We start from the raw sequence: 21,295 nt of genomic DNA on the forward strand, positions 1-21,295 counted from the left end.
TCCTATTTTTTTAACCCCGTATATTTACTAGGGGAATTCCTCTATAAAAGTATCATATAAAAGGACCTTATTGGATGATATAAGCAAATTCCTTCATAAAAACAGATTTTTAATCGCAAGAAAATACCTATCCCCATTCGGGTGGGGGTACGGAGTCAGTAGAAATCAGCTAATAGAACGACTCCATATCATGAAAGTTTGACAATGGTAGAAGCTGAAGCGCGCTTTATGAAGGAGAATCGACCAACTTCTATTATACAACGACTTATTCGCCCAGAGGAAATTGCTAATTTCGTCACGTTTTTATGTAGTCCACTGTCATCTGCCATCAATGGCTCTGCATTAAGTATTGATGGTGGATTAGTACGCAGTGTATTTTAAGAAAATTTCCATCATATAAATACAATCATTAGCCTTGGAATACTATTAAAACATAAATATTAAGAACAAAAACGCGGGTTTAGCCTCCGCGTTTCTTTAACATTAAGGATTATTCTGCTGGTCTTGGTCCTCTATTGCCCTTTGTATTTTCAGAAGTTAGAATGGGGCGAACAGTAATATCACTAATGACACGGATTTGACAAGATAGTCGTAAGCAGTCGTCATATAAATTCTCATCTATATTTTTTAAAGCGAAGGCTGTTTTTTCTACTTTTGAAATATCTTTATACTCACCAGCTAAAACCTCCACTCTACAAGTGGTACATTTAGCTTTTCCGCCACATTGATGATAAATTTCTATCCCATTTTCCTCAAGTGCTAGCACTAGTTTTTTTCCTTCCTCAACTTCAAAAGTTTTTCCTCCAAACACGGTGACAAATGGCATCTAATAATACTCCCTTCATTTTTTCCTTATGGGGTTAACGAAGTAAATGTTTTTATCAGTTTGTATGGATGCTGCTATTTTTATACAAAAATCAATTTGAACAATAATACCTAGCGAGGATACTTGTATGGTGGAAATCCTTCCAATTCATACGCTGGGAAAACCACTCTATTTAAAGGATTACGCCCAAATCCGCCGTACATGGGGGATATATTTCCCTTGGATATGGGGAAATTTTCTTGTCACTTTCTAACCTTCTATCGGTGGCAAGCACTTAAAATTGGGTTAAGTGCCTACTTTACTACTACTATTTCAGTATCTTGGATTGAAATCGATGAACGAAGGCGAATTTTTGTTTTCCCATATTGCCTCTACATACTCCATTTCTATATCGTCTCTTCACTTTATATTAACGTTGTTTTGTAAAAAATTAATTATTTCAAACTACATATTAATATTTTTAATTTTTTTGGATAAATAATTAAAATTAATTATTTATTTTTTAAATTCTTTGTTATATAATCAAATCAACCTAAAGAAAGGAATTTCATTATGGCCTATCAAGTAATCACAAATTGTCCTGTTTGCAGTCAAACATTGAAAATTACAAAGTTGCAGTGCTCTCATTGCCACACTACAATCGAAAATGAGTTTGAATTATCGAAACTGGCCTCCTTATCAAAGGATCAGCTTCATTTTGTGGAAGTATTTTTAACTTGTAGAGGGAATATTAAAGATGTTGAAAAAGAACTTGGGATTTCATATCCAACAGTTCGAGGAAAGCTAACAGATATTATTTCATCCCTCGGACATGTGGAGAAGAAGAAGAAAAATGAAGTAGACGAGAAAAATGTTGTTACGCTGCTAGAAAAGGGTGAAATCACAGCGGAAGAAGCCATTAAGCTTTTAAAAGAGGAATAGGAGGAAATGATCATGAAAGAGGAAATTGCACGAGTGTTAACGATGGTTCAGGAAGGAAAAATCGATGCAGAAAAAGGTTCAGAACTTATTCAAGTACTGCAAGAGAAAGATGAAGCAGGAAATAAGCTATTAGATAAACCAGCTAAGTATTTAGATAAAACTTTAAAAGTTCGTATTGTCTCAACTGAAAATGATAACGTAACAGTCAATTTACCTATCAAGCTGGTCAAGGTGGTATTAATGGCTGGACATAGTATCGCAGCTAGTATTCCTCAATCGGAAAAATACGTGAAAGATCTAGATATTAATCTTATAATGGAAGCCATCGAAAACGAATTAGATGGCCAAATCGTTGATATTAAATCGGCAAACGGGGATTCCGTTTCTGTGTTCATTGACTAGTGACTGATGATACATGTCAAAGTGAAAACAAAGGATGTTCGGCTTACCATCCCAATCCCATATGCTATGTTAAATATTGTTATTTCCATTTTGTCTTCACCATTATTTCAGCGGAATATAAACAAATGGACAAAAGAATACTTTGAAAGAAAAAAACTGAACTTTACTTTGCCGCCACTAGACAAAAAAACACTCAAGCCCATTGTCCAGGAGCTCAAGCATTATAAAGGCATCGTGCTAGTTGATGTCAAAGCACAGGATGGTACAGTAGTAAAAGTTAAATTATAATTTATTGACATACAACCACTTACATCTGAAATAGTAGGTGGTTTTTTTTACATATTCGCTACCAATAAACACGGCAAAAAAGTTTAATAGAACCACTATCCAATTCTTCCATGAATTTGTATCTTCATAGGTTTTTCTGCGAAATCACCACGCTAGATGTCAGATAACCATTAAAGTGTTCTACATCTATTATCAATCATAACTTACATCTAGCTACTAAATGGCTACCGAAAATCATTGTGGAAAAATGAGTATATAAGTTGAAATAACTTCAAAATTGAACTATTCTAAAGGCGGTGATATGAATGGCAGAGATACAAGCACATGAAGCAATTTTATTTAACTCCATAATTTCTACCGCAGTACAAGATGAATTAAAACAAGAGTTAAAACGATTAGGCTATACGGACTTAGCCCCAAGCCATTTCATGCTGTTATACGTTGTGTACAAAAATGGGGGACGCATACAAATAAAATGTATTTGTGATACAATGCAAAAACAAAAATCAACGATTACTGAAATGATTCTCCGTTTAGTCAAGTCAGGCTATCTTGTAAAAGAGGGACATAGCCAGGACAAACGAGTCATGTATGTGGTTGCAACTAAAAAAGCACTGGAGGTCCAGAAATATTTTGAAGAAATCTTTGATCATCTGACAACCAAAATGTTTCATGGATTTAGTGAGGAGGAGAAAGCTACTTCTTTTACTCTACTTCAAAAAGTGTTAGGTAATTTGAGTTAGAGCAGCTATGTTCTAACTTTTATTCCCTCTAATAGTTCATAATTGAACTATTTGTATAGAATTTGTCCTCTCAACACGTAGATGTATATTAGACATAGTGATATAAAGGACTCTTGGACTAACGAATTTTTCCCACTATGTGCTTTACAATACGTAGGCTGTTTATTGGCTATGTAGAAACAGAAGCCCATGCCAATAAAAGAGAAATGACAACATGTATTATTTACAGACGGCACTCGCATGATATACAACTGAGGTCTTTGTGACATGTATAACACAATCATTAGATTATTGAATTGTCGATGGGCAAATTGTTGGGCTTGTGGCGTAAAAAGGCGATGATGTATAATGCAGATTCATCTTCTAATAAAATGAAGAAAAGAGAGATAATAATGAAGGATTATTTAGTAAAAGGTTTAGCCTATAACGGACAGGTTCGAATAATAGCAGCAAGGACAGTCGATACAGTAGGTGAAGCACAACATCGTCACTATACATGGCCGACTGCATCAGCAGCGTTAGGACGTTCAATGACTTTCGGCGTGATGCTTGGTTCTATGTTAAACAATGAAGATAAATTAACCATTCGAATCAATGGTGGAGGCGATTTAGGTACAATCCTTGTAGACGCTAACGCGAATGGAAAAGTACGAGGATATGTTACGAATCCGCAAACACATTTCCCCCTCAACAGTATTGGCAAATTAGATGTTAGAAGAGCCGTAGGAACAGATGGTATGGTAACGATTTCAAAGGATATTGGTCTACAACAACCCTTTGTAGGACAAGTACCTATTATTTCAGGGGAGTTAGGGGAAGATTTCACATACTATTTAGCACAGTCAGAACAAATTCCTTCTTCAGTGGGGGTAGGAGTGATCGTGAACCCTGATAATACAATCCAAGCAGCAGGCGGCTTTATTATTCAAGCATTACCTGGTACAGCAGTAGAAATTATTGAAGAAATTGAAAAGCGTTTGGACAGTATTCCTACCATTTCAGCAATGGTACGTGATGGCCTAACACCGGAAGAAATTCTAACTATGGTTGTAGGAGAGGGGAATGTAAAAATTCTCGAAACACAAGAAGTACTATTCCAATGTACTTGCTCAAAAGATCGCTCTACTAAAGTGCTAGTTAGCTTAGGAAGCGCAGAACTCCAAGATATGATTGAAACAGATGGTCAAGCAGAAACACAATGTCACTTCTGTAATGAAACGTATCAATTTAACAAAAGTGAATTAGAAGCCATGTTAGAACAGGCCGTTTAATCTTTAAAATAAGTAACCAAAATTTATACCCACATTGGTAAAATGAATGCACGCTAAAGGAACTGACTTCCGTTCTTTTTAGCGTACATTCATTTTTTTGGTTACACTTAATCATGTTCTTTATTAAGAAAAGCATTTTATTATATGATTAGCTAATAGATTTGAACTTTAGCTGAAATTAAATCTATTCAGATACCTTTCAATTAAAATCTTTTTCACAAGACATGGACTAAATAAGCAAGGATTTAATCCCCGCAACAATCCAACATAATAGCGATAGTTAAACATGTATATCGAAGATTCTTTAAAAGGGTTTACCATAGAAAAGGAGAATAACTATTGTAAACATTTGTTAGGAGAGAAGCTATGCAGAACTTATTAGGACAGGTTGTTCTCATCACAGGCGCAAGCTCCGGTATTGGGCTTGCTACCGCAGAACTGTTGGCATCTAAAGGCGCTAAAGTAATTATTCATTATCATACAAATGTGAATGGGGCCATGGAAACTGTCCAACGTATTCAAGAAAAGGATGGAGAGGCTATGGCCATTCAAGCTGATGTTACGAATAAAGAAGAAGTGAATGCAATGGTTGACCAAGCTATTTCCTCCTTTGGTGCGATTGATGTTTTAGTTAATAACGCTGGAGGAGGTATCCAACAAAGTACATTTATGGATATAAGTGAAAGACTATTGGAAGAAACGTTCAACTTAAATGTTACTAGTGTTCTCTTATGTTCCCAAGCTGTATTAAAGTATATGATTCCTAAAAAATCCGGAAAAATTATCAATATCTCTTCGGCGGCTGCACGAATTGGAGAAGCGGGAGAAAGTATTCATTATGCATCTGCTAAAGGAGCGATAAATACAATGACGATTGGTATGTCACGAGAGCTAATTGACTATGGGATTATTGTAAATGGGGTAGCGCCAGGAATGGTAGAAACACCTTTTCACAATAAATTTGCTCCTGGCGATAATCGTCTCGAGCGTATGACTTCAACTGTACCTATTAAACGGCCTGCAACCCCTGAGGAAATAGCAGAAGTAATTGCCTTCCTCACTTCTGATGCCTCCAATTATATTCTTGGTGAAATTATAAATGTTAGTGGTGGGAGATAAATAACATTGTAGAACGTGTATTTCAGGCTTTGTTGCTGCTAATAAACATGGCATAGATATCGAAATAATAGAGTTTCACCAAGAAAAACCTGCTCAAACTCGCATACCATGATGTTCAAGAATGTTTAAAGAAGAATTGGATGGCCTATTCGCATTGTAGGGCTATGAACAAGCCTGCTGTGGCTATTGTAGAAAAGATAGGGTTCCAGAAATATATGTGGTACTAGGCATTCAAGCCATTTTAATAGTAGATCATTTAAGGACTGTCAAAAGCAGTCCTTTTACTTTTGTCGTGATGAATGTACCTGTAACGAAAAAACTATTTTTAAAGCGGTGCATTGATAATGACTATACAAAATTGAAAGCTAATAATACGCAACATGAAAATTTGAATGGTTTAATAGTTTAGTTATTAAAAAGGAACTAAATTATATAGTATCTTATTATTATTTTGCTATTCCTCCAAAATCGTTAGTCTTTTTATTCGTAATATTCTAAACCTTTAATATACAAAAAATTGAAAAAATATCCACAAAGCATTATCATAGTAATCTAAAGACTTTCACATTGAAGAAGCTAGGAGGATGACCGTGTTAAAAGCATTAAAAGTAGGTCTAGTGATAGAGCGAGCGAATCGACGAAATTTAGTTGCACTAATAGCTGTTGTCATGATCGTTTTTGGCTTTATGTTTTATATAAAGGCGCAAGCCGTTGGTAATCAGCTTATTGAAAAAAAGGGTGATTATTATTCAACACAGGCCATACTATCAAAGTTTCAGGTGAAGGATGCCTCGGAAACAGGTGATGGCAGCGATATATTTAAAAATTTAACGAAGCAAAAAAGTAAGATTGCATTGCAAATAGCCACATTAACGATGGACAGACAATCCATGTATTATGAGGCGTCACTTCAGCTTGCTGAATTAAGACAAGAGGCATTCCAATTAGAAGGATACCATGATATCGCAGAATTATTACCCTCTAAATTACAAAATTCGATGGACTATCTTTATTTTAAATGGATGAATGATGCGGGAAGGGATAAAATAACTGACTTATTTCAATACATACCTTTCTTATTATTTTTCTTTAGTTACGTAGGTGCAGGCTGGTACATATTTATTAGCTTCCAAACAAGTTCTATTTTGCTAGATGATTTTGAGCATTCTAGTTTAATTCAAGGCTTTCCTGTTCGTTTTGATTCTTATATTTTATCCAAATGTATGATTTCTTTGTTCACCATCATCACAAGCTTTTTACTCATTTTTATTTGCGCTAGTCCATTGTGGGTATTAAATGGACTTGGCAACCCACAAGATCCAGTAGGCATATACGTAGGAGATGCTGTATTAATCTCTTCCATCCAATATATCGCGATGAGCCTTGGCTATATGTTCGTCATTTCCATTTTCGTCATGCTATTGTCGATTATATTAAATGTGTTACTGAAAAATATGTATTTAACATTATTTATACACTTTATTTTGTTCTTTTTACCGATGATTTTTCCATCACTAATTAGTGTATTTCCCTATAATCCTTTTAATTTCATGAACTTCAATGATATTTTACGAGGCGTACCAGTTGATTTAGCACAGCCTGTTGAGATTACGATGAATCTTGGCTTACTTATTTTGTTTATCTGTATTATTTTAATGTTGTTCACTATTAAAACGTTTTTCTCAACAGGGAAAATCAAAAGGGCATAGGGGAGGTACTCATAAGCATGTGGAGTTATTTCAAATTTGAATTCAAACAATTTTTTACGAATAAGAAAAACTTAGCCATCTATTTTTTGCTTGCTTTTGCAACCTTTTTTTATGTATTTAAATTAGCACCCGCATACGATCCGATTGAGCAAGTCGAATATGAAGAAATTGAGGCTCGCTATTTAACACGGCAAGAGTTTTTAAATTCGATGGAAGGTCGCAACTTATATAGTCTACATCCTGCCATCATTTATGCTGTTGAGATATTTGGGCAAATTAATCCACTAGATAAAGCAAGATTAGAAGCATTAGAGGAGGGGGACCTAAAAAAATATGCCGAGGTAACTCGTGATTGGTACTACTTTACGAATGCGATTACATACAAAAGTGATTCATTCTCCTATAACTCAAAGTATTTTATAAAAAATAATGATTATGCAGAAGATGATGCCTTTTATGCTTATTTAGAGCAGGCAGCCCGTTATGATACTTACGCGGAAGCAAAGTATGAATTATCCATGGACATATTCGAACAGCGGACAGCCCTTCAAACGTTAGAGCGTTTATTAAAGGGATTACTACCTGTTATTTTAATTGTGTGTGTACTACTTTTAGCTATTGATATCGTGACAAAAGATCGCCGTCATCCATCTATTATCAAAGGATTTCCTATTAGCGATTGGAAAAAGCTATTGATGAAAATGATCGTTGCACTACTAGGTAGCTTCGTATTATTTGTACCACTTTTTGCTGGGTTCATTATTATAGGCTTACAATCCGGCTTTGGAAATTTCAATTTACCATCACCCATGTATGCTCCTCATCTCGATTGGCGTCAGGAGGGTAAATTTGAACCGATGACTTTAGGGATGTTTTTAGGACAAACCCTCATTCTGCTTTTAACTTGGTTTATGGTCATCATCAACGTTGTATTATTGTTCAGTATCCTATTCCGTAACGAGATGATGAATGTCGCCATCGGCTTACTCCTTATTTTTGGGGAGAAGTTTTATTTCAGCCGATATGTTGGCTACTTTTGGGATATTCAAATTTATCCAACCTCGTACATTCAAGTCGGACAAATTGTATCAAAACAACGAAATTTTTATTATATGAACGATTATTTAGATTTCAATTTAGGATTACAGTTGTTACTAGTCTTAGCTGTAGTCGTCATTTTATTCATGCTGCTTATTGTTATGAATAGACGGTATAAGCTAATAAAATAGGAGGGACACAGGTGATTGACATTCAAAATATTACTGTGCAATTTGCGGAAAATAAAGTGTTAAATGATATCTCAATGACATTTGAGCAAGGTGAAATGATTGGACTTGTTGCACCAAATGGAACAGGAAAATCCACATTTATGAATGTGTTGATGAATTATGTAAAGCCTATGAAAGGGAAAGTAGTATTTAAAGATGGTCTATGCTACTCGAATAAATCAAATGAAGTAAAAATTCATAGTTTTGTGTCGATGATGCCAGACCAAAGTGACTTGTATAATCACTTAAGCGGGCGCGAACATTTAAAAATATTTGCAACCATGTGGCAATCCGATTTAAAACTTATAGATGAAACCATTGAAATGTTAAATATGGGGCATTATGTGAATAAAAAAACAGGCACGTATTCTCTGGGTATGCGCCAGCGCCTTTGCTTTGCTATGCAAATAGTGACGGATACGGACATTATGATGATGGACGAGGTGATGAACGGACTTGATCCAAATAATGTAGAAATTATTTCGAAGATATTAGTAGAGAAAAAGGCGGAGGGAAAGGTTATTATTATTGCCTCACATTTACTCGATAATTTAGAGAAATATGCAGATCGAATTTTCTTGTTTAACGAAGGAAAACTAGTGGATACCAATGAAATAATAGAAGGTTTCAGTCAAGCACATATTAAAACAATTCGCGTGAACAATATGGAGAGTGCAACTGAAAAACAACTGTCTGAGCTGTTTCCAAACATCAAACTTCAAACTCTTACAAATGGAATCACATTAATTCATTTACCAAGCTCTGAAGCCGCTTTATTAAGTTCGCTTACATCTTTTTTAGTGGAGAGAAATGTAGTGGATTTTGCATTTGGAAAAGTGACATTAAATGATTTGTATTCTATGTATTATCATGAGTATAAAAATGTGACCTAGTTTTTTTGAATTTTATGCTAGATTATATTAAAGGAAGATTTGAGTGAATGACGATAGATGTAGAACAATATTTAAATAAGACTTTTCCTGGACTCACGTTAACACCTAGCCTTTTTCAGCAATGGGATATTGGTATTCACGTTGAATTTGGGGCTGGATTTTATCAATGGAAAAATAATGGTCGTCTAAATCTAGCCATGTTTAATGATGTATACCATCAAGCTTTGGCCATTTTCAACGAAATTTTTTCGTATTCAGATGAGATTTTACTTGTGACAAATGTTTATCAGTATAAGCCTGCTGAAAGTAAGAAAAAGCGCATAAAGGTATATGATCGTTATATAAAAAATAAAGAGTTAAAATACCATTTAAAACAACAAACCTTGCCGTATGTATTGGATGATGAGGATGTTTATATTTCACGATTTTCCTTAAAGTGCCGCAAACAAGATATTCACTATGTATTACTTATGCAAGCAGCCTGTAATGAGGATTTTCGTTTGAAGCCCAAATTTGGTACAGGCTATAGCTATCCAGATGTATTTTTTATTAATTTGACGAAAAATGTTATCTTTTTTATTTATGATGATAGAGGTTGTGAGGTCATCGCGACGAATAAAGAAACGATAAAACCTGTAGGTCTAAAATTTAGGAACTGGATAGATAATTGCAAATGAGATGACAGCGTTACACATTCTCAATGGAATGAATAGATGCAGGAATTAATCAACATAAGCTTTTATGCTTTTGCATCCATTTCGTTATGACAAGCAATGGGTAGGAAAAATATTTCATTCAAAATCATGGAGTTGCACCAGCAGCTCTTTTTTTATAGGGCTTACAAGGCCGTTTAATGGAAATTATGCGCTATCTCTTGAGTATGGACGAGGAGGAAACAGAAAATTGATGATGATTACTGAAAATATAAGGGGGCAACGCTATTATCAGCTTATTGATATACTAGCGAAACGATGTAGCCGCTTTGCCTTTGTTGAGAACAGACAATTGATGGAAAATGAACAATTACGCTTAGCCGCTGTCGATGAGCTAATAGCACCTATTGAAAACCTGCTTATCGAAAGAAAGGTTCAAAATGAATGGGAGACAACAACGCTTGGCGAGCATACAGCCTTTGTTTTTTACTTTCTATTAAATGATACGACTGCTCAATTCTTGAAGGAGCATAGCGATTCACTTTTTGGTTGGATTACGGCAGAATTACCAGAGGATTTAATGTTTTATGAAGATGAACAATGTTTATTAGCAGCTTGTTCGCACGAAGGTTTTTTCTGGGTGGATGAAAAGGTATGGGACCGTTTTTTATTAAGCTAAAGATGTCGCTTATTTGATTATTTTGTGAGGCAATTCTTAATGAAAAATGGGGAGTACGTTATGTTATTTATACGTTGTTTGTCATACCAGTATTAGGAGTTATGTTTTTTAAATTTCACTACTTTTTTAACGGAACTAATAAATGGGAAAAATACGTATAACCAAAAAGGTTTAAAGCAAAAAAAGTATAAAAACGAACTATTAATCAAATACATATTTAAAATATTCGTATTTTAACCTATGAAATGCGCTTTCTCCATCGACTGGAGACCGTCCATTTTGGATTAAACACGAATATTTAATGATTATGAAGATGTTTCTAACATTCAACGATGAAAACAGTAATTTTAACAGAAAGCATTTCAATAAATGATCTGCTTATACATTTAAAGAAATAGTTTCCATTATTGATAAATAAATGTATAATACGAAATGTCAATGGGATAGGTACTAAATAGAAGGAGGCTTATGGTTAGTTGCATTCACTTTATACACCAAGCTTAACTGGTAAGAAAGTAAGAAGGACAAAAAGCTTTAGCATACATAATTTAGTCATCGTTGCCTTTATTGGAGGTCTACTTGCCATTACGATCGTTGGGTTTATAAATGCCAACGCCCTTAAACTAGAGAAGCATTACATCAGACTACTAATAGTAAGCAGTGTATTTCTCCATACGGCTACTATAATCTTTTATGTTTTCCTTCCTTTTTCCGCTGAAATGGATTTGCTAATCAATCGGTTACTGGCTGGAGTAAGTTATTTTATCTTTTTGGTGATTTTGAAAAGACCTTATAAAGAACATTTAGTATTTGTGGGGGAAACAAAATCCCTGTACTGGATAGGGATTATCTATTGTTTAATTTCCATCTTTATAGATGGTTTTCTTAGAAATAGTGTCCTAGCTAATTAGGGAAGGAATTTATGTGCATGAACAGTGAAAAAGAAAATACACCTATGGCTCTTATTGAACACTATTTTGCGATTGGAAGATACACAAATGTTATTTCCTTAGTGAAGCAACGGATGGCTGAAGATATGGAAAATAAGGAATTATGGTATATGCTAGCTGTCAGTCATTATTCCATAGGTCAATATGAAGAAGCATTTGAGCCATTTCTTAAAGCATTTCAGCTAGGATATGATAAAGGCGTCATTTACTATTTTTTAGGCGGCATCTATATGGCAACGGAACAGTGGCAAAAAGCAGAAGAATCTTTTTTGGAAGCATTACATAATAATCCAAATGATGCATATGTTTATTCAGCGTATGCAATTTTGATGAAAATGACAGGTCATAGAAAAAAAGGCAGTTTATTAGTAGAAAAAGCTCTAGCATTAGATCCTAACAACACAGCCGTTTTATACCACTATACCCTTACTGAAATGGCTGCAAAAAAGGAAAAGCACAATACTGCACTAGCTCTTTATATGAATTCAGCGGATAGTGAGTTTGCAAAGTTAATTCATCTGGGCTGGAGTGCTGCCTTTAATAATCGATTTAAGGAAGCTAAAGAATATTATCGACAAGCTTTTCTTATAAAACCTGAGGATAAAAGAATTTTATCGAACTTAGAGGAATTGGAAATTAAAACTCACCCGCTTTTGCTTCCTTACCGTATAGTAGAGCGAATAGGCGGCATTGGATTTGTATTCATGATGTGGCTTATACTTTTCCTGCTTCTTGACAAGCTTATTTCCAATGATAACTTTGTCAATCACCTTCTTCGCTTTTCTATTTTTTTCACACTTTATTATTTTATATCTATTCCCATTGTAAAAGGCTTAAGAAAATGGAAGAGCCCTAAATAAGGAAGGAACAAATTGAAAAGGAGACAACTAAGGAATAATGGAACATATTTATCAACCTAGTATACTAAACGAAAATGAGGATCGAACACGAAGTTATGTTGTAAACAATTTATTTTTCGTCGCTTTTTTTGGTGGAATTTTTGCCATTGTAGTATTAGGTATGCAAAATGCTAAGTGGTTAAAGCTTGAAAAAAAATATATCCGAATACTAACGATTCTTAGTGGTTTACTAATTATAGGAAAACTAATCATGGTTTATGCCATTGGACAAGGAATCTTAGCGATTGATGAAGACTACATAAAGGTTTTTGGACGAATTATTGCAGTGGCGGGATATTTTATTTTTTTCGCCTTTTTAAATAGGCCCTATAAAGAACATCTAGTTGTTGGTGGACAAACTGAGTCCTTATGGATGCCAGGCTTTCTAGCATGTATTGTTTCTGGATTTATCGAATTTATCGCTATAGCATTCCTATTAGCGCTTTAAAAAGGAGCTTTACTACAGAATGATTGAACGTGAAGATATTGAAATGAATGAAAACTATGAAGGGGCAACATTTGAAGTAATAGAACACTATTTTCAAATAGGGAAATATGCACAAACGATTGAACTTATTCATGAGGTGATAGCTGATCACCTTGAAAACAGTCGACTATGGTTTATTTTAGGCTACAGTTATTATCTTATGGGAGATTACAATAGAGCTGAATTGCAATTAAAGGAAGCCTTGCATTTGGGGTATAGTGAAGAAATAATTTTCTATTTTCTTGGATTTATTTATATGAAAAAGGAGCGTTGGAAGGAGGCTGAGGAAGCTTTTCTAGAAGCATTACGAGCCAATCCAGATGATGCTGAAAACCACGCTGCTTATGCAGTTCTAATGAAAAAAATGGGGCATCGAAAAAAAGCAAAGCAATTAATTACTAAAGCACGTGAGATGGCTCCTGAAAATAGTTTTGTATTACGTAACTATTTTATATTAGAGGAGATTAATAGCCCTAAAAAACAACGAGTCCTTGCATTAGAGCAATATATGAATTCAAGTGATAGTGAATTATCTAAACTATTACACTTGGGAATCCATGCTGCCTTTCATAACAAAGAAAAAGAAGCACAAGAATATTTTAGACAGGCCTTTCTACTTAACCCTGAGGATAAAGAATTGTATGAATTATTAGAGGAGTTTGAACTGTCAGGACACCCGCTATTAATACCTAATCACCTCGTTGAAGTTGTAGGTGGTACTGCTGGCATTTGGCTGATAGGGGTGGTCATTTACTTTTCATTAATAGGTTTAGATTTTAATACGGCAGCGGTTCTATTTATAAAATGCTATATTGCATTAGCTCTATATACATGGATATCAATTCCTCTTGTAAAGGGATTAAAAAAATTAAGGGGCTACAAGTATGGATAAAATAAAATGGTTACAACAAATGGTAGATCAAAATGCTAATGATCCACAAGGTTACTTATGGCTTGGCAAAGAACTAGCTGATCAGCATCGTTGGCTTGAAGCGGTTCAAACTTATTCATTGGGTCTTTCTTTTTGCTCGGACGATGAGCTACGAAATAACATCATTCAGGAATTAACAAAGGCTAGTTTACAAATTCAACACTCTCCAAAGGTTGCTAGCTCCGTTGAAATTGACGATGAAGATAAGGCTGAATTAGCTATCGTAGATCGTTGTCTAGACACAGTAGCAGAGGTGGAACTGGATAATCAAGATAACATTCCTGACATACAGTTAGACGATAGAAAAGTAAAAAACCTTGAACCGAAGTTTAGGGTGATTGATGGGGATGCACCTAAAAAGGCTATAAAAAAAATCGAGGAAATAGTGACTTTTGCGGATGTTGCTGGTCTTGAGGATTTAAAGAAAACGATCAACTTACGTATTATTAGTCCGTTTTATAACAAGGGATTGTTTGCAAAGTTCCGTAAAAAAGTTGGGGGTGGCGTTCTTCTTTATGGACCACCTGGCTGTGGGAAAACCTATATTGCTAAAGCGACAGCGGGAGAATGTAAGGCTAATTTTTATCCTGTTCATATCACAGATATCTTAGACCCTTATATAGGAGTAAGTGAACAGAATTTAAAAGCCATATTCGATAAGGCTCGCTTCCAAAAGCCTAGCATTATGTTTTTTGATGAAGTAGATACTATTGGCATGAGTCGTTCACAAACGTCCTCCCATGTTCGTGGCATAATCGATACGTTTCTAACCGAGATGGAAGGTGTGGATACAAACAATGATGAGGTTCTTGTGATGGCTGCTACCAATACACCATGGGATGTTGATAGCGCTCTAAAAAGACCTGGTAGATTTGACCGGCTCATCTTTGTAGCGCCACCAGATGAAAAAGCAAGAGAGCAAATTTTTAATTTGAAATTAAAGGGAAGATTTGTTGAAAATGTTGATACAGCCGTATTAGCAGCCAAAACGCCATTTTTCTCAGGTGCTGATATAGCTAATGTAGTGGAATTAGCTACTGAGTATGTGCTAGAAGAAATATTACTTTCAGGTAATGAAAGACCCATTACTACCGATGACTTAGTAAGGGCACTACATGAACTTCAGCCTTCTACATTAGATTGGCTTCGTACAGCAAAAAATTATGTTAAATACGCAAATCAATCAGGGTTGTATAATGACGTAGAAAAATATCTTCGAGCACATGCACGGTATATATAAAATGGCTATCTCCAAATATTGATAGCAAAACATGAAAAAAACCTTTTAAACATTCAAAGTTTAGAAGGTTTACTTTTTATATAAATAGTCGTTACTTTAATCGCGTGTCTTTGCAAATTACAAGTGGCTCAGGTTTGAGCATGAGCATTGCTAAATAACAAACAGTAGCCCATGGTTGAGAGAGTACTGTAATTGTATTTTAAATTTTATTCATGATGGCGTTTAATTAATTCCTCAAGAAGGGAGAAAGAATGGAAAAGCCAACAACTAATATAAGGTCTTATTTTTGTGTATTTGGAGATAATTTTCCACTAGATGAATTCACACAAAAAATAGCAATAACACCAACAGAAACACGTACAAAAGGTGCACTCTATACAATCGGAAAAACACAACACGAAAGTTATACTTCATCGTGGACTTACGAAATAGATTATCAACGAACAAGTGATCCTACTTTACAAATAAATGAACTAATAGATATTTTCACGAATAAGGTAAACATTATCAATCACTTTAAAAAGAAATATAAGTTACAATGTAAAATAGCAGTGATCCTTGTTTTTCCTGAAACTTCCGGTCTTTTTATAAATCAAAAACTTATTAAATTTGCTTATGACACCGACTCAGAATACGATATTGATATTTATCGCGATGAAATATAAATTGCAAAAAGTAAAAAGCCTTTTATTTCGTACTACAAACAGAACTTATAAAAGCAGGTAATAATGACGGAGGTACACATGAAAACACACTATTATTTAGGGTGGTTTAATGATTTTTTTCCAGAGAATCTAGGCAGGGTGTTACAGGAGGATATAACTGATAGAAAATCGCTTGCTATGATTAGCTCGAATCCACTTTTGTATGAAGATGGGGGTGCTACTGAACGCTCATGGCTTGACCAAGCAGGTATCCTATTCGATGACTATCATTTAATTAATTATCACGTACAGAAGGAAGATGCCCAAACCTTTATTCGAAATGCGTCAGCCATTTTTTTGTTAGGTGGAGATACGCTGAAACAAAATGAGTTTTTACTAGACTATGAATTGTCGGATTTAATCAAAAAAAGCACAGCGGTTGTGATGGGAGCAAGCGCAGGAGCAATCAATATGTCCGCTAAATGGTTATGCTCAAAAAACTTTGGCTATCCAGTTGAAAAAAGCTCTTTATACGATGGAATCGGTCTTGACAATTTTTCCGTCCTCTCGCATTTTGATCTTGAAAATAACATAGAGTTGGTGCAAGACGAGTTGTCTCCCTTATCGGAAGAACTAAATATTTATGCGTCGAACAAAGATTGTGCAGTACGTGTAAAGGGAGACAGCATCGACATTTTAGGTAATGTATATGTAATTTCCCAGTCAAAAATTAAGAAGTTGGATGAGACGCTCTAGATAGGGCGAATGGCAATAGCTTACCTGAATTATTGGAAATAAGAAGAGCGTATTTGGATTTATCTTTTTCCAAAACACGCTCTTTCTTTGTTCTCCTTTATACCAGATTAGGTGTTAATATTGTAGTGAGTTTAACAGTTAGTGCGTTTACAAGAAAATTTTTCATGAAGCATGATGGGGCTTCCAACGAGGAAATCGTGGAAAGTTTACCATAATAACATTATTGATGGATTGTAGGATAGATTTACATTTATAATAGAGCCTGTGATTAGATAGCTCGCAAAGAATAGTTGAAAAAGAGCATGTTTTTGATTCATTTGTTTCAAAGCATGCTCTTTATAATTGTTCTCATCTTAAACTTTTTTTAGTAAAGGACACGCCATAGATAAAAGGTAGCGTAGGATTCCCAGTTTTTCCATGGTATCGATAATTCTAGAATCTCATCTTTCGTCGGCTTTTGATTCATGTTCAGTAATATTTTGATTGAATTGATAAGACCCACATCATCAATTGGAAAGGCGGTTCGGAACCTGAGGCAGCGCATTAGCACATAATTGGCTGTCCAAGGACCGATTCCTCGTATTTTAATTAAGCTTTTTTCAGCATCTTTAAAGTTCATCTTCATTAATTTTTCCCTCGATAATTCTCCACTTGCCATTAATTTCGCAATGCCAATGATATATTCACTTTTTCTTACCGTCATTTTAATATCTGCAAGGTCAGAGGGTGTTAACTGTGCAATTCTTTCGTACGATGGAAACACCCAAAATTGCTTACCATTCCATTCGATGAAATCGCCAAATTTTTCAACAAATTGCCTCTTTAAGGTGTACGCGAAGGCTAAGTTAATTTGTTGGCCTAAAACTCCCCAGCATAAAGCTTCAAATAAATCAGGAATGCCAATAACTCGCAATCCATAGAAGCTTTCAGCAGGTATTTTTAATAAAGGATCTGCCTTTGCCATTTCATAAAAGGGTGTTAAATCGTTATGAAGATCAAACCACTCATGAATATATTTTACAACCTGTTCTCGTTGCCAGCTTTCAATAGGTCTTGATTCATTTAAGAATTGAACAATCATTTGTTTATTCTTCATGACGTTTACCTGTACCAGAGACCGAATTTCTCCAATAGCAATCACTTTTGTAATACTATCGTTCTCTATTTCATACATGCATTCATTCTTTACTCTTGTTAGATAGTCTAGATTGGCATTCATGTTGAAATGTTTAGGTAGGGTAATGACAATATCATTATTGACTTCATGCCATTTCATTTTTTCATTCTCCTTTACAAAATACACTGATGTCATTTTTACTTTATCACATCATCATCTTTACTAATTTTGTTATCTTGCTCTTACATTCTAAATACCTTATTTTTTTTGATTGATGAGGTTATAGTGTTAGTTATCAACAATGCTAAATAGGAGGGATAACATGGTGCAAGACATAAAGACACGTGTCGAAGGCTTAGATTGGGAGTGCATTCAAAATGAATTAGATGAGCAGGGTTTCGCAAAGCTTCCAACAATTTTAACAAAAGAGGAATGTGAATCTTTCATGGAAATGTATGGGGAGGAAGAGCTATACAGGACGACAATCAATATGACAAGATATCGTTTTGGGAATGGGGAGTACAAATATTTTTCTTATCCATTTCCTGATATCATCCAACATTTAAGAGAGTCCTTTTATTCGGAATTAGCGAAAACTGCTAATCGATGGCTGGGCTATTTGAAGAAAACAGAACTGTATCCACAACATCTTCAAGATTTTTTAAACACCTGTGAGGAGTTTAATCAAACGAGACCGACACCTTTACTATTAAAGTATGAAGCAGGCGGGTTTAATTGTCTGCATCAAGATTTATATGGCGATCTATTTTTTCCGTTTCAAGTAGTGTTTGTATTAAATCAGCGAGATCAAGACTATTGCGGTGGGGAATCTCTATTAGTAGAGCAAATTCCACGTGCGCAAAGCAGGGGTCATGTCATTACGTTAGAACAAGGTAGTGCCCTTATTTTCCCCACTAACCACAGACCTGTTCTCGGTAAAAAAGGCTATTATAAAAATACAATTCGTCACGGTGTAAGCACCGTTACTTCTGGAGAACGATACGGACTTGGTATCATTTTTCATGATTCTCAATAATATTACGTTTCAATATTTTGCTATTCCATTCTTTGAGATATCCATTCGAATGGATAGGGAGTATATTATAAGGTGAGGTGAGAAAATGTCAGATAGAATGGATCACGGCTACAAAGAGAGCTATGCTCAAAGTCATTTGAATGATGGAGAAATGATAACTGATGAGAAGTGGCAAGCCATTATAAATAATGATATTGCATACAATAATCAATTTTTCTACGCTGTCAAGTCAACAGGGATATTTTGTAAGCCTTCTTGTAAATCACGCGTCCCCAAAAAAGAAAATGTATGTATTTTTCTAAATGCAGAACAAGCTCTCCGTGCTAATTTTCGCCCATGTAAACGATGTAAGCCGACAAATGAAAATCTACCTGATAGTGAGTGGGTCAATTTAATTACGGAATACATTGATAAAAATTTCACAGAAAAATTAACGCTAGAATCGTTAGCATATATTTGTCATGGAAGTCCGTATCATATGCAGCGGACATTTAAAAAGATTAAAGGCATTACGCCAGTAGAGTATATACAGCAAGTTAGAGTTCACGCAGCTAAAAGGTATTTGATTCAGACGAATAAATCAATTGGTGATATCGCCATATGTGTGGGTATGGCTAACACGCCTTATTTTATTACTTTATTTAAAAAGAAAACGGGCCAGACACCAGCGCAATTTCGTCAAATGAGGAAGATGGAGGAACAGTGCAATGGAAAAAATGAATAAACCAAGCCTTTATTGGTCTTTACTAAAGTTTAAAGAGTGGAAATTCTATGTAGCTTCAACATCAAAGGGGCTTGTGTTTGTTGGGTCACAGAACAATCCATTCGAGGAATTATTAGAATGGGCTTCGAAACACTTTCCAGGAAGTCCGCTTGTGGAAGATGCTGAAAAGCTTGAGCCCTTTGTCGATGAAATCACTCAGTATCTAGAAGGAACGCGGAAAACCTTTACGATTCCATTTGAGTATGTAGGTACACCATTCCAGCTAGCAGTCTGGCAGGCACTTTGTGATATCCCTTATGGCGAGACGAAATCCTATTCTGATATTGCCAATGCTATCAATAATCCAGCAGCTGTGCGGGCAGTAGGCGCAGCGATCGGGGCTAATCCGGTATTGATTACTGTGCCATGCCATCGCGTAATAGGAAAGAACGGCTCATTAACTGGCTATCGAGGTGGATTAGAAATGAAGACATTGCTCCTTGATCTGGAAAAGCGAGCTTTATCAAGCATTATGTAATCTAGTTATTGCTGTACAACAAATGGAGGTACCGTCATGAGTAGTGAATTATTCTATAAAAATCCGAAAACCATTCTGAATAAAGGGACAGGCTTCCTCTCTGGCTATACGCATTCACTTAATCCCTATACAGGCTGTTCTTTTGGGTGCTCCTATTGTTATGTCCGTGAAATGCCTGTATCTCTGTTTCGGGAGGGTGAATGGGGAAATTGGGTGGATGTTAAAAATGGAGCTGCAAATTTATTAAAAAAAGAACTTTATCGAGCCAAAGCTAAAGGGAATGTAACTATTTTTATGTCATCAAGTACAGACCCATATCAACCTATAGAGCAAAAGGAAAAGGTCACGCGATCTTTACTAGAAGTAATGGTAGAAGATCCACCTGATTTTCTATTAGTACAGACTAGAAGTCCACTTGTAAGTCGAGATATCGATTTGCTGCAACAATTGAAGGACAAAGTTCGAGTAAGTATGACGATTGAGACCGATTCGGAAACGATACGAAAACACTTTACTCCGAAGGCCCCTCCCATTCAGGCACGCTTTAAAACATTGGAAAAATTAGCAGCCGCGGGCATACCCATCCAAGTGGCTATAGCTCCCATATTGCCAAGTGGGGATGATTTTCCGTTAAAGCTAAAGTCTTATGTCGATCGGATATGTATAGATGACTACTTCATGGGCGATGGTAGTGGTGGTAAACGCACACGAAAACTCGGTATTGACAGCAAATACGCCCAGCTTGGTTTAGAGGAATGGTACGGATCGGATGTTCTTAGAAAAGTATATAAAAGATTTATTGAAGTCTTTCCCGAAAATCAAGTTTATGTGAGCCAGGCTGGGTTTGTGCCCTAATAAGACTGCATTTTTTGAATGGAGTATAGAAAAGTCATTCAAACGTATCACACGTAATAGGTGATTATAAGAAAAATAAAAATACAACTAGCAGGGATACATACCTTGCTTTTTTTGTTTTCATTGTTTTAAATCAACTTAAAAATTTTTAATAGAAGCAATTTTAGCTCAGGTCATTATATAGGTGTAAAAATTCAACTATATTTGTAAGATTAAATAAACTTAATCCTATAAATATATATTCACCAAAATAAAAATTGTTGAGCAATTGGAATTAAGCGCTGAGACTTTAAAAATACTCATTACTTTTGAAAAGAATGGCATGAATATATCCAGGAACAAACGCGGCCATCGAGAGTATTCAGAA

The 21,295-nt window shown here is 35.3% G+C and carries 24 protein-coding genes and 1 pseudogene; 23 read left to right on the top strand and 2 right to left on the bottom strand.

What is annotated here, in order from left to right:
* Nucleotides 1-192: 192 nt before the first annotated feature.
* Nucleotides 193-381, top strand: a pseudogene (locus ACOZBY_RS10605) (SDR family oxidoreductase); the annotation flags it as partial.
* A 109-nt stretch (nt 382-490) separates the two neighbouring features.
* Here ACOZBY_RS10605 and ACOZBY_RS10610 read toward each other — a convergent pair.
* The gene (locus tag ACOZBY_RS10610) at nt 491-826 is read right to left on the bottom strand and encodes a 2Fe-2S iron-sulfur cluster-binding protein (protein ID WP_031415986.1); all 336 of its coding nucleotides are present in this window, start codon (nt 824-826) and stop codon (nt 491-493) included.
* Between the two features lie 552 nt (nt 827-1,378).
* On the opposite strand from ACOZBY_RS10610, the gene ACOZBY_RS10615 reads away from it, so the two are divergent.
* The 18 genes from ACOZBY_RS10615 (at nt 1,379) to ACOZBY_RS10700 (ending at nt 16,679) form a co-directional block, all read left to right on the top strand.
* The gene (locus ACOZBY_RS10615; RefSeq protein ID WP_031415985.1) at nt 1,379-1,747 is read left to right on the top strand and encodes a DUF2089 domain-containing protein; all 369 of its coding nucleotides are present in this window, start codon (nt 1,379-1,381) and stop codon (nt 1,745-1,747) included.
* A 12-nt stretch (nt 1,748-1,759) separates the two neighbouring features.
* A complete protein-coding gene (locus tag ACOZBY_RS10620; RefSeq protein ID WP_031415984.1) occupies nt 1,760-2,149 on the top strand; it encodes an SHOCT-like domain-containing protein in 390 nt (129 codons plus the stop codon).
* 6 nt (nt 2,150-2,155) lie between these two features.
* On the top strand, nt 2,156-2,437 hold the full coding sequence (locus ACOZBY_RS10625; RefSeq protein ID WP_031415983.1) for a hypothetical protein: 282 nt from the start codon (nt 2,156-2,158) through the stop codon (nt 2,435-2,437).
* A gap of 305 nt (nt 2,438-2,742) precedes the next feature.
* Nucleotides 2,743-3,180 (top strand): MarR family winged helix-turn-helix transcriptional regulator, encoded by a 438-nt coding sequence (locus tag ACOZBY_RS10630; RefSeq protein WP_012294563.1) that lies wholly within the window; start codon nt 2,743-2,745, stop codon nt 3,178-3,180.
* 392 nt (nt 3,181-3,572) lie between these two features.
* Nucleotides 3,573-4,451, top strand: coding sequence for an Hsp33 family molecular chaperone HslO (gene hslO, locus ACOZBY_RS10635; protein ID WP_031415980.1), 879 nt, complete (start codon nt 3,573-3,575; stop codon nt 4,449-4,451).
* A 366-nt stretch (nt 4,452-4,817) separates the two neighbouring features.
* On the top strand, nt 4,818-5,570 hold the full coding sequence (locus ACOZBY_RS10640; protein ID WP_422762266.1) for an SDR family NAD(P)-dependent oxidoreductase: 753 nt from the start codon (nt 4,818-4,820) through the stop codon (nt 5,568-5,570).
* Between the two features lie 584 nt (nt 5,571-6,154).
* Nucleotides 6,155-7,279: an ABC transporter gene (locus tag ACOZBY_RS10645; protein WP_031415978.1), complete on the top strand. Its 1,125-nt coding sequence runs from the start codon at nt 6,155-6,157 to the stop codon at nt 7,277-7,279.
* A 17-nt stretch (nt 7,280-7,296) separates the two neighbouring features.
* Nucleotides 7,297-8,508, top strand: a complete 1,212-nt coding sequence (locus ACOZBY_RS10650; RefSeq protein WP_012294557.1) for an ABC transporter permease — start codon at nt 7,297-7,299, stop codon at nt 8,506-8,508.
* Between the two features lie 11 nt (nt 8,509-8,519).
* The gene (locus tag ACOZBY_RS10655) at nt 8,520-9,440 is read left to right on the top strand and encodes an ABC transporter ATP-binding protein (RefSeq protein WP_207974169.1); all 921 of its coding nucleotides are present in this window, start codon (nt 8,520-8,522) and stop codon (nt 9,438-9,440) included.
* Between the two features lie 47 nt (nt 9,441-9,487).
* Nucleotides 9,488-10,117 carry a DUF3885 domain-containing protein gene (locus ACOZBY_RS10660; RefSeq protein WP_422762269.1) on the top strand — a complete coding sequence of 210 codons (630 nt, stop codon included), beginning with the start codon at nt 9,488-9,490 and terminating at the stop codon, nt 10,115-10,117.
* A gap of 229 nt (nt 10,118-10,346) precedes the next feature.
* A complete protein-coding gene (locus ACOZBY_RS10665; RefSeq protein WP_422762512.1) occupies nt 10,347-10,772 on the top strand; it encodes a stage III sporulation protein AH in 426 nt (141 codons plus the stop codon).
* Nucleotides 10,773-11,248: 476 nt separating this feature from the next.
* Nucleotides 11,249-11,683 (top strand): hypothetical protein, encoded by a 435-nt coding sequence (locus tag ACOZBY_RS10670; protein ID WP_031415973.1) that lies wholly within the window; start codon nt 11,249-11,251, stop codon nt 11,681-11,683.
* Between the two features lie 113 nt (nt 11,684-11,796).
* Nucleotides 11,797-12,582, top strand: coding sequence for a tetratricopeptide repeat protein (locus ACOZBY_RS10675; RefSeq protein ID WP_422762271.1), 786 nt, complete (start codon nt 11,797-11,799; stop codon nt 12,580-12,582).
* 37 nt (nt 12,583-12,619) lie between these two features.
* The gene (locus ACOZBY_RS10680; protein ID WP_200990345.1) at nt 12,620-13,069 is read left to right on the top strand and encodes a hypothetical protein; all 450 of its coding nucleotides are present in this window, start codon (nt 12,620-12,622) and stop codon (nt 13,067-13,069) included.
* 19 nt (nt 13,070-13,088) lie between these two features.
* Nucleotides 13,089-14,000, top strand: a complete 912-nt coding sequence (locus ACOZBY_RS10685; RefSeq protein ID WP_051563246.1) for a tetratricopeptide repeat protein — start codon at nt 13,089-13,091, stop codon at nt 13,998-14,000.
* Nucleotides 13,993-15,279: an AAA family ATPase gene (locus ACOZBY_RS10690; RefSeq protein ID WP_422762274.1), complete on the top strand. Its 1,287-nt coding sequence runs from the start codon at nt 13,993-13,995 to the stop codon at nt 15,277-15,279. The genes ACOZBY_RS10685 and ACOZBY_RS10690 overlap by 8 nt, the downstream gene beginning before the upstream one ends.
* A gap of 251 nt (nt 15,280-15,530) precedes the next feature.
* Entirely contained in the window at nt 15,531-15,944 is a 414-nt protein-coding gene (locus tag ACOZBY_RS10695; RefSeq protein WP_197148411.1) for a DUF4279 domain-containing protein, read from the top strand.
* Between the two features lie 78 nt (nt 15,945-16,022).
* Nucleotides 16,023-16,679 carry a Type 1 glutamine amidotransferase-like domain-containing protein gene (locus tag ACOZBY_RS10700; protein ID WP_422762276.1) on the top strand — a complete coding sequence of 219 codons (657 nt, stop codon included), beginning with the start codon at nt 16,023-16,025 and terminating at the stop codon, nt 16,677-16,679.
* 364 nt (nt 16,680-17,043) lie between these two features.
* Here the strand turns inward: ACOZBY_RS10700 and ACOZBY_RS10705 are convergent, their stop codons facing one another.
* Nucleotides 17,044-17,955: a DNA-3-methyladenine glycosylase family protein gene (locus ACOZBY_RS10705; RefSeq protein WP_422762278.1), complete on the bottom strand. Its 912-nt coding sequence runs from the start codon at nt 17,953-17,955 to the stop codon at nt 17,044-17,046.
* Nucleotides 17,956-18,118: 163 nt separating this feature from the next.
* Between ACOZBY_RS10705 and ACOZBY_RS10710 the strand changes: the two genes are divergently transcribed.
* From ACOZBY_RS10710 to ACOZBY_RS10725, 4 genes are all read left to right on the top strand, one after another.
* On the top strand, nt 18,119-18,832 hold the full coding sequence (locus ACOZBY_RS10710; protein WP_422762280.1) for a 2OG-Fe(II) oxygenase: 714 nt from the start codon (nt 18,119-18,121) through the stop codon (nt 18,830-18,832).
* Between the two features lie 85 nt (nt 18,833-18,917).
* A complete protein-coding gene (locus tag ACOZBY_RS10715) occupies nt 18,918-19,556 on the top strand; it encodes a bifunctional transcriptional activator/DNA repair enzyme AdaA (protein ID WP_099805854.1) in 639 nt (212 codons plus the stop codon).
* Nucleotides 19,540-20,073, top strand: a complete 534-nt coding sequence (gene adaB / locus ACOZBY_RS10720; protein ID WP_422762282.1) for a methylated-DNA--[protein]-cysteine S-methyltransferase — start codon at nt 19,540-19,542, stop codon at nt 20,071-20,073. The genes ACOZBY_RS10715 and adaB overlap by 17 nt, the downstream gene beginning before the upstream one ends.
* Nucleotides 20,074-20,109: 36 nt before the next feature.
* Nucleotides 20,110-20,928 carry an SPL family radical SAM protein gene (locus tag ACOZBY_RS10725; RefSeq protein ID WP_012294542.1) on the top strand — a complete coding sequence of 273 codons (819 nt, stop codon included), beginning with the start codon at nt 20,110-20,112 and terminating at the stop codon, nt 20,926-20,928.
* Nucleotides 20,929-21,295 lie beyond the last annotated feature (367 nt).

The sequence above is a fragment of the Lysinibacillus sp. NPDC056220 genome, from assembly GCF_049315265.1.
Classification (GTDB): Bacteria; Bacillota; Bacilli; order Bacillales_A; family Planococcaceae; genus Lysinibacillus; species Lysinibacillus pinottii.

Coding starts and splice junctions, on each gene's coding strand:
- ACOZBY_RS10610 (WP_031415986.1), bottom strand. CDS start 826: ATGCCATTTGTCACCGTGTTTGGAGGAAAAACTTTTGAAGTTGAGGAA.
- ACOZBY_RS10615 (WP_031415985.1), top strand. CDS start 1,379: ATGGCCTATCAAGTAATCACAAATTGTCCTGTTTGCAGTCAAACATTG.
- ACOZBY_RS10620 (WP_031415984.1), top strand. CDS start 1,760: ATGAAAGAGGAAATTGCACGAGTGTTAACGATGGTTCAGGAAGGAAAA.
- ACOZBY_RS10625 (WP_031415983.1), top strand. CDS start 2,156: ATGATACATGTCAAAGTGAAAACAAAGGATGTTCGGCTTACCATCCCA.
- ACOZBY_RS10630 (WP_012294563.1), top strand. CDS start 2,743: ATGGCAGAGATACAAGCACATGAAGCAATTTTATTTAACTCCATAATT.
- hslO (WP_031415980.1), top strand. CDS start 3,573: ATGAAGGATTATTTAGTAAAAGGTTTAGCCTATAACGGACAGGTTCGA.
- ACOZBY_RS10640 (WP_422762266.1), top strand. CDS start 4,818: ATGCAGAACTTATTAGGACAGGTTGTTCTCATCACAGGCGCAAGCTCC.
- ACOZBY_RS10645 (WP_031415978.1), top strand. CDS start 6,155: ATGACCGTGTTAAAAGCATTAAAAGTAGGTCTAGTGATAGAGCGAGCG.
- ACOZBY_RS10650 (WP_012294557.1), top strand. CDS start 7,297: ATGTGGAGTTATTTCAAATTTGAATTCAAACAATTTTTTACGAATAAG.
- ACOZBY_RS10660 (WP_422762269.1), top strand. CDS start 9,488: ATGACGATAGATGTAGAACAATATTTAAATAAGACTTTTCCTGGACTC.
- ACOZBY_RS10665 (WP_422762512.1), top strand. CDS start 10,347: ATGATGATTACTGAAAATATAAGGGGGCAACGCTATTATCAGCTTATT.
- ACOZBY_RS10675 (WP_422762271.1), top strand. CDS start 11,797: ATGGCTGAAGATATGGAAAATAAGGAATTATGGTATATGCTAGCTGTC.
- ACOZBY_RS10680 (WP_200990345.1), top strand. CDS start 12,620: ATGGAACATATTTATCAACCTAGTATACTAAACGAAAATGAGGATCGA.
- ACOZBY_RS10685 (WP_051563246.1), top strand. CDS start 13,089: ATGATTGAACGTGAAGATATTGAAATGAATGAAAACTATGAAGGGGCA.
- ACOZBY_RS10690 (WP_422762274.1), top strand. CDS start 13,993: ATGGATAAAATAAAATGGTTACAACAAATGGTAGATCAAAATGCTAAT.
- ACOZBY_RS10695 (WP_197148411.1), top strand. CDS start 15,531: ATGGAAAAGCCAACAACTAATATAAGGTCTTATTTTTGTGTATTTGGA.
- ACOZBY_RS10700 (WP_422762276.1), top strand. CDS start 16,023: ATGAAAACACACTATTATTTAGGGTGGTTTAATGATTTTTTTCCAGAG.
- ACOZBY_RS10705 (WP_422762278.1), bottom strand. CDS start 17,955: ATGAAATGGCATGAAGTCAATAATGATATTGTCATTACCCTACCTAAA.
- ACOZBY_RS10710 (WP_422762280.1), top strand. CDS start 18,119: ATGGTGCAAGACATAAAGACACGTGTCGAAGGCTTAGATTGGGAGTGC.
- ACOZBY_RS10715 (WP_099805854.1), top strand. CDS start 18,918: ATGTCAGATAGAATGGATCACGGCTACAAAGAGAGCTATGCTCAAAGT.
- adaB (WP_422762282.1), top strand. CDS start 19,540: ATGGAAAAAATGAATAAACCAAGCCTTTATTGGTCTTTACTAAAGTTT.
- ACOZBY_RS10725 (WP_012294542.1), top strand. CDS start 20,110: ATGAGTAGTGAATTATTCTATAAAAATCCGAAAACCATTCTGAATAAA.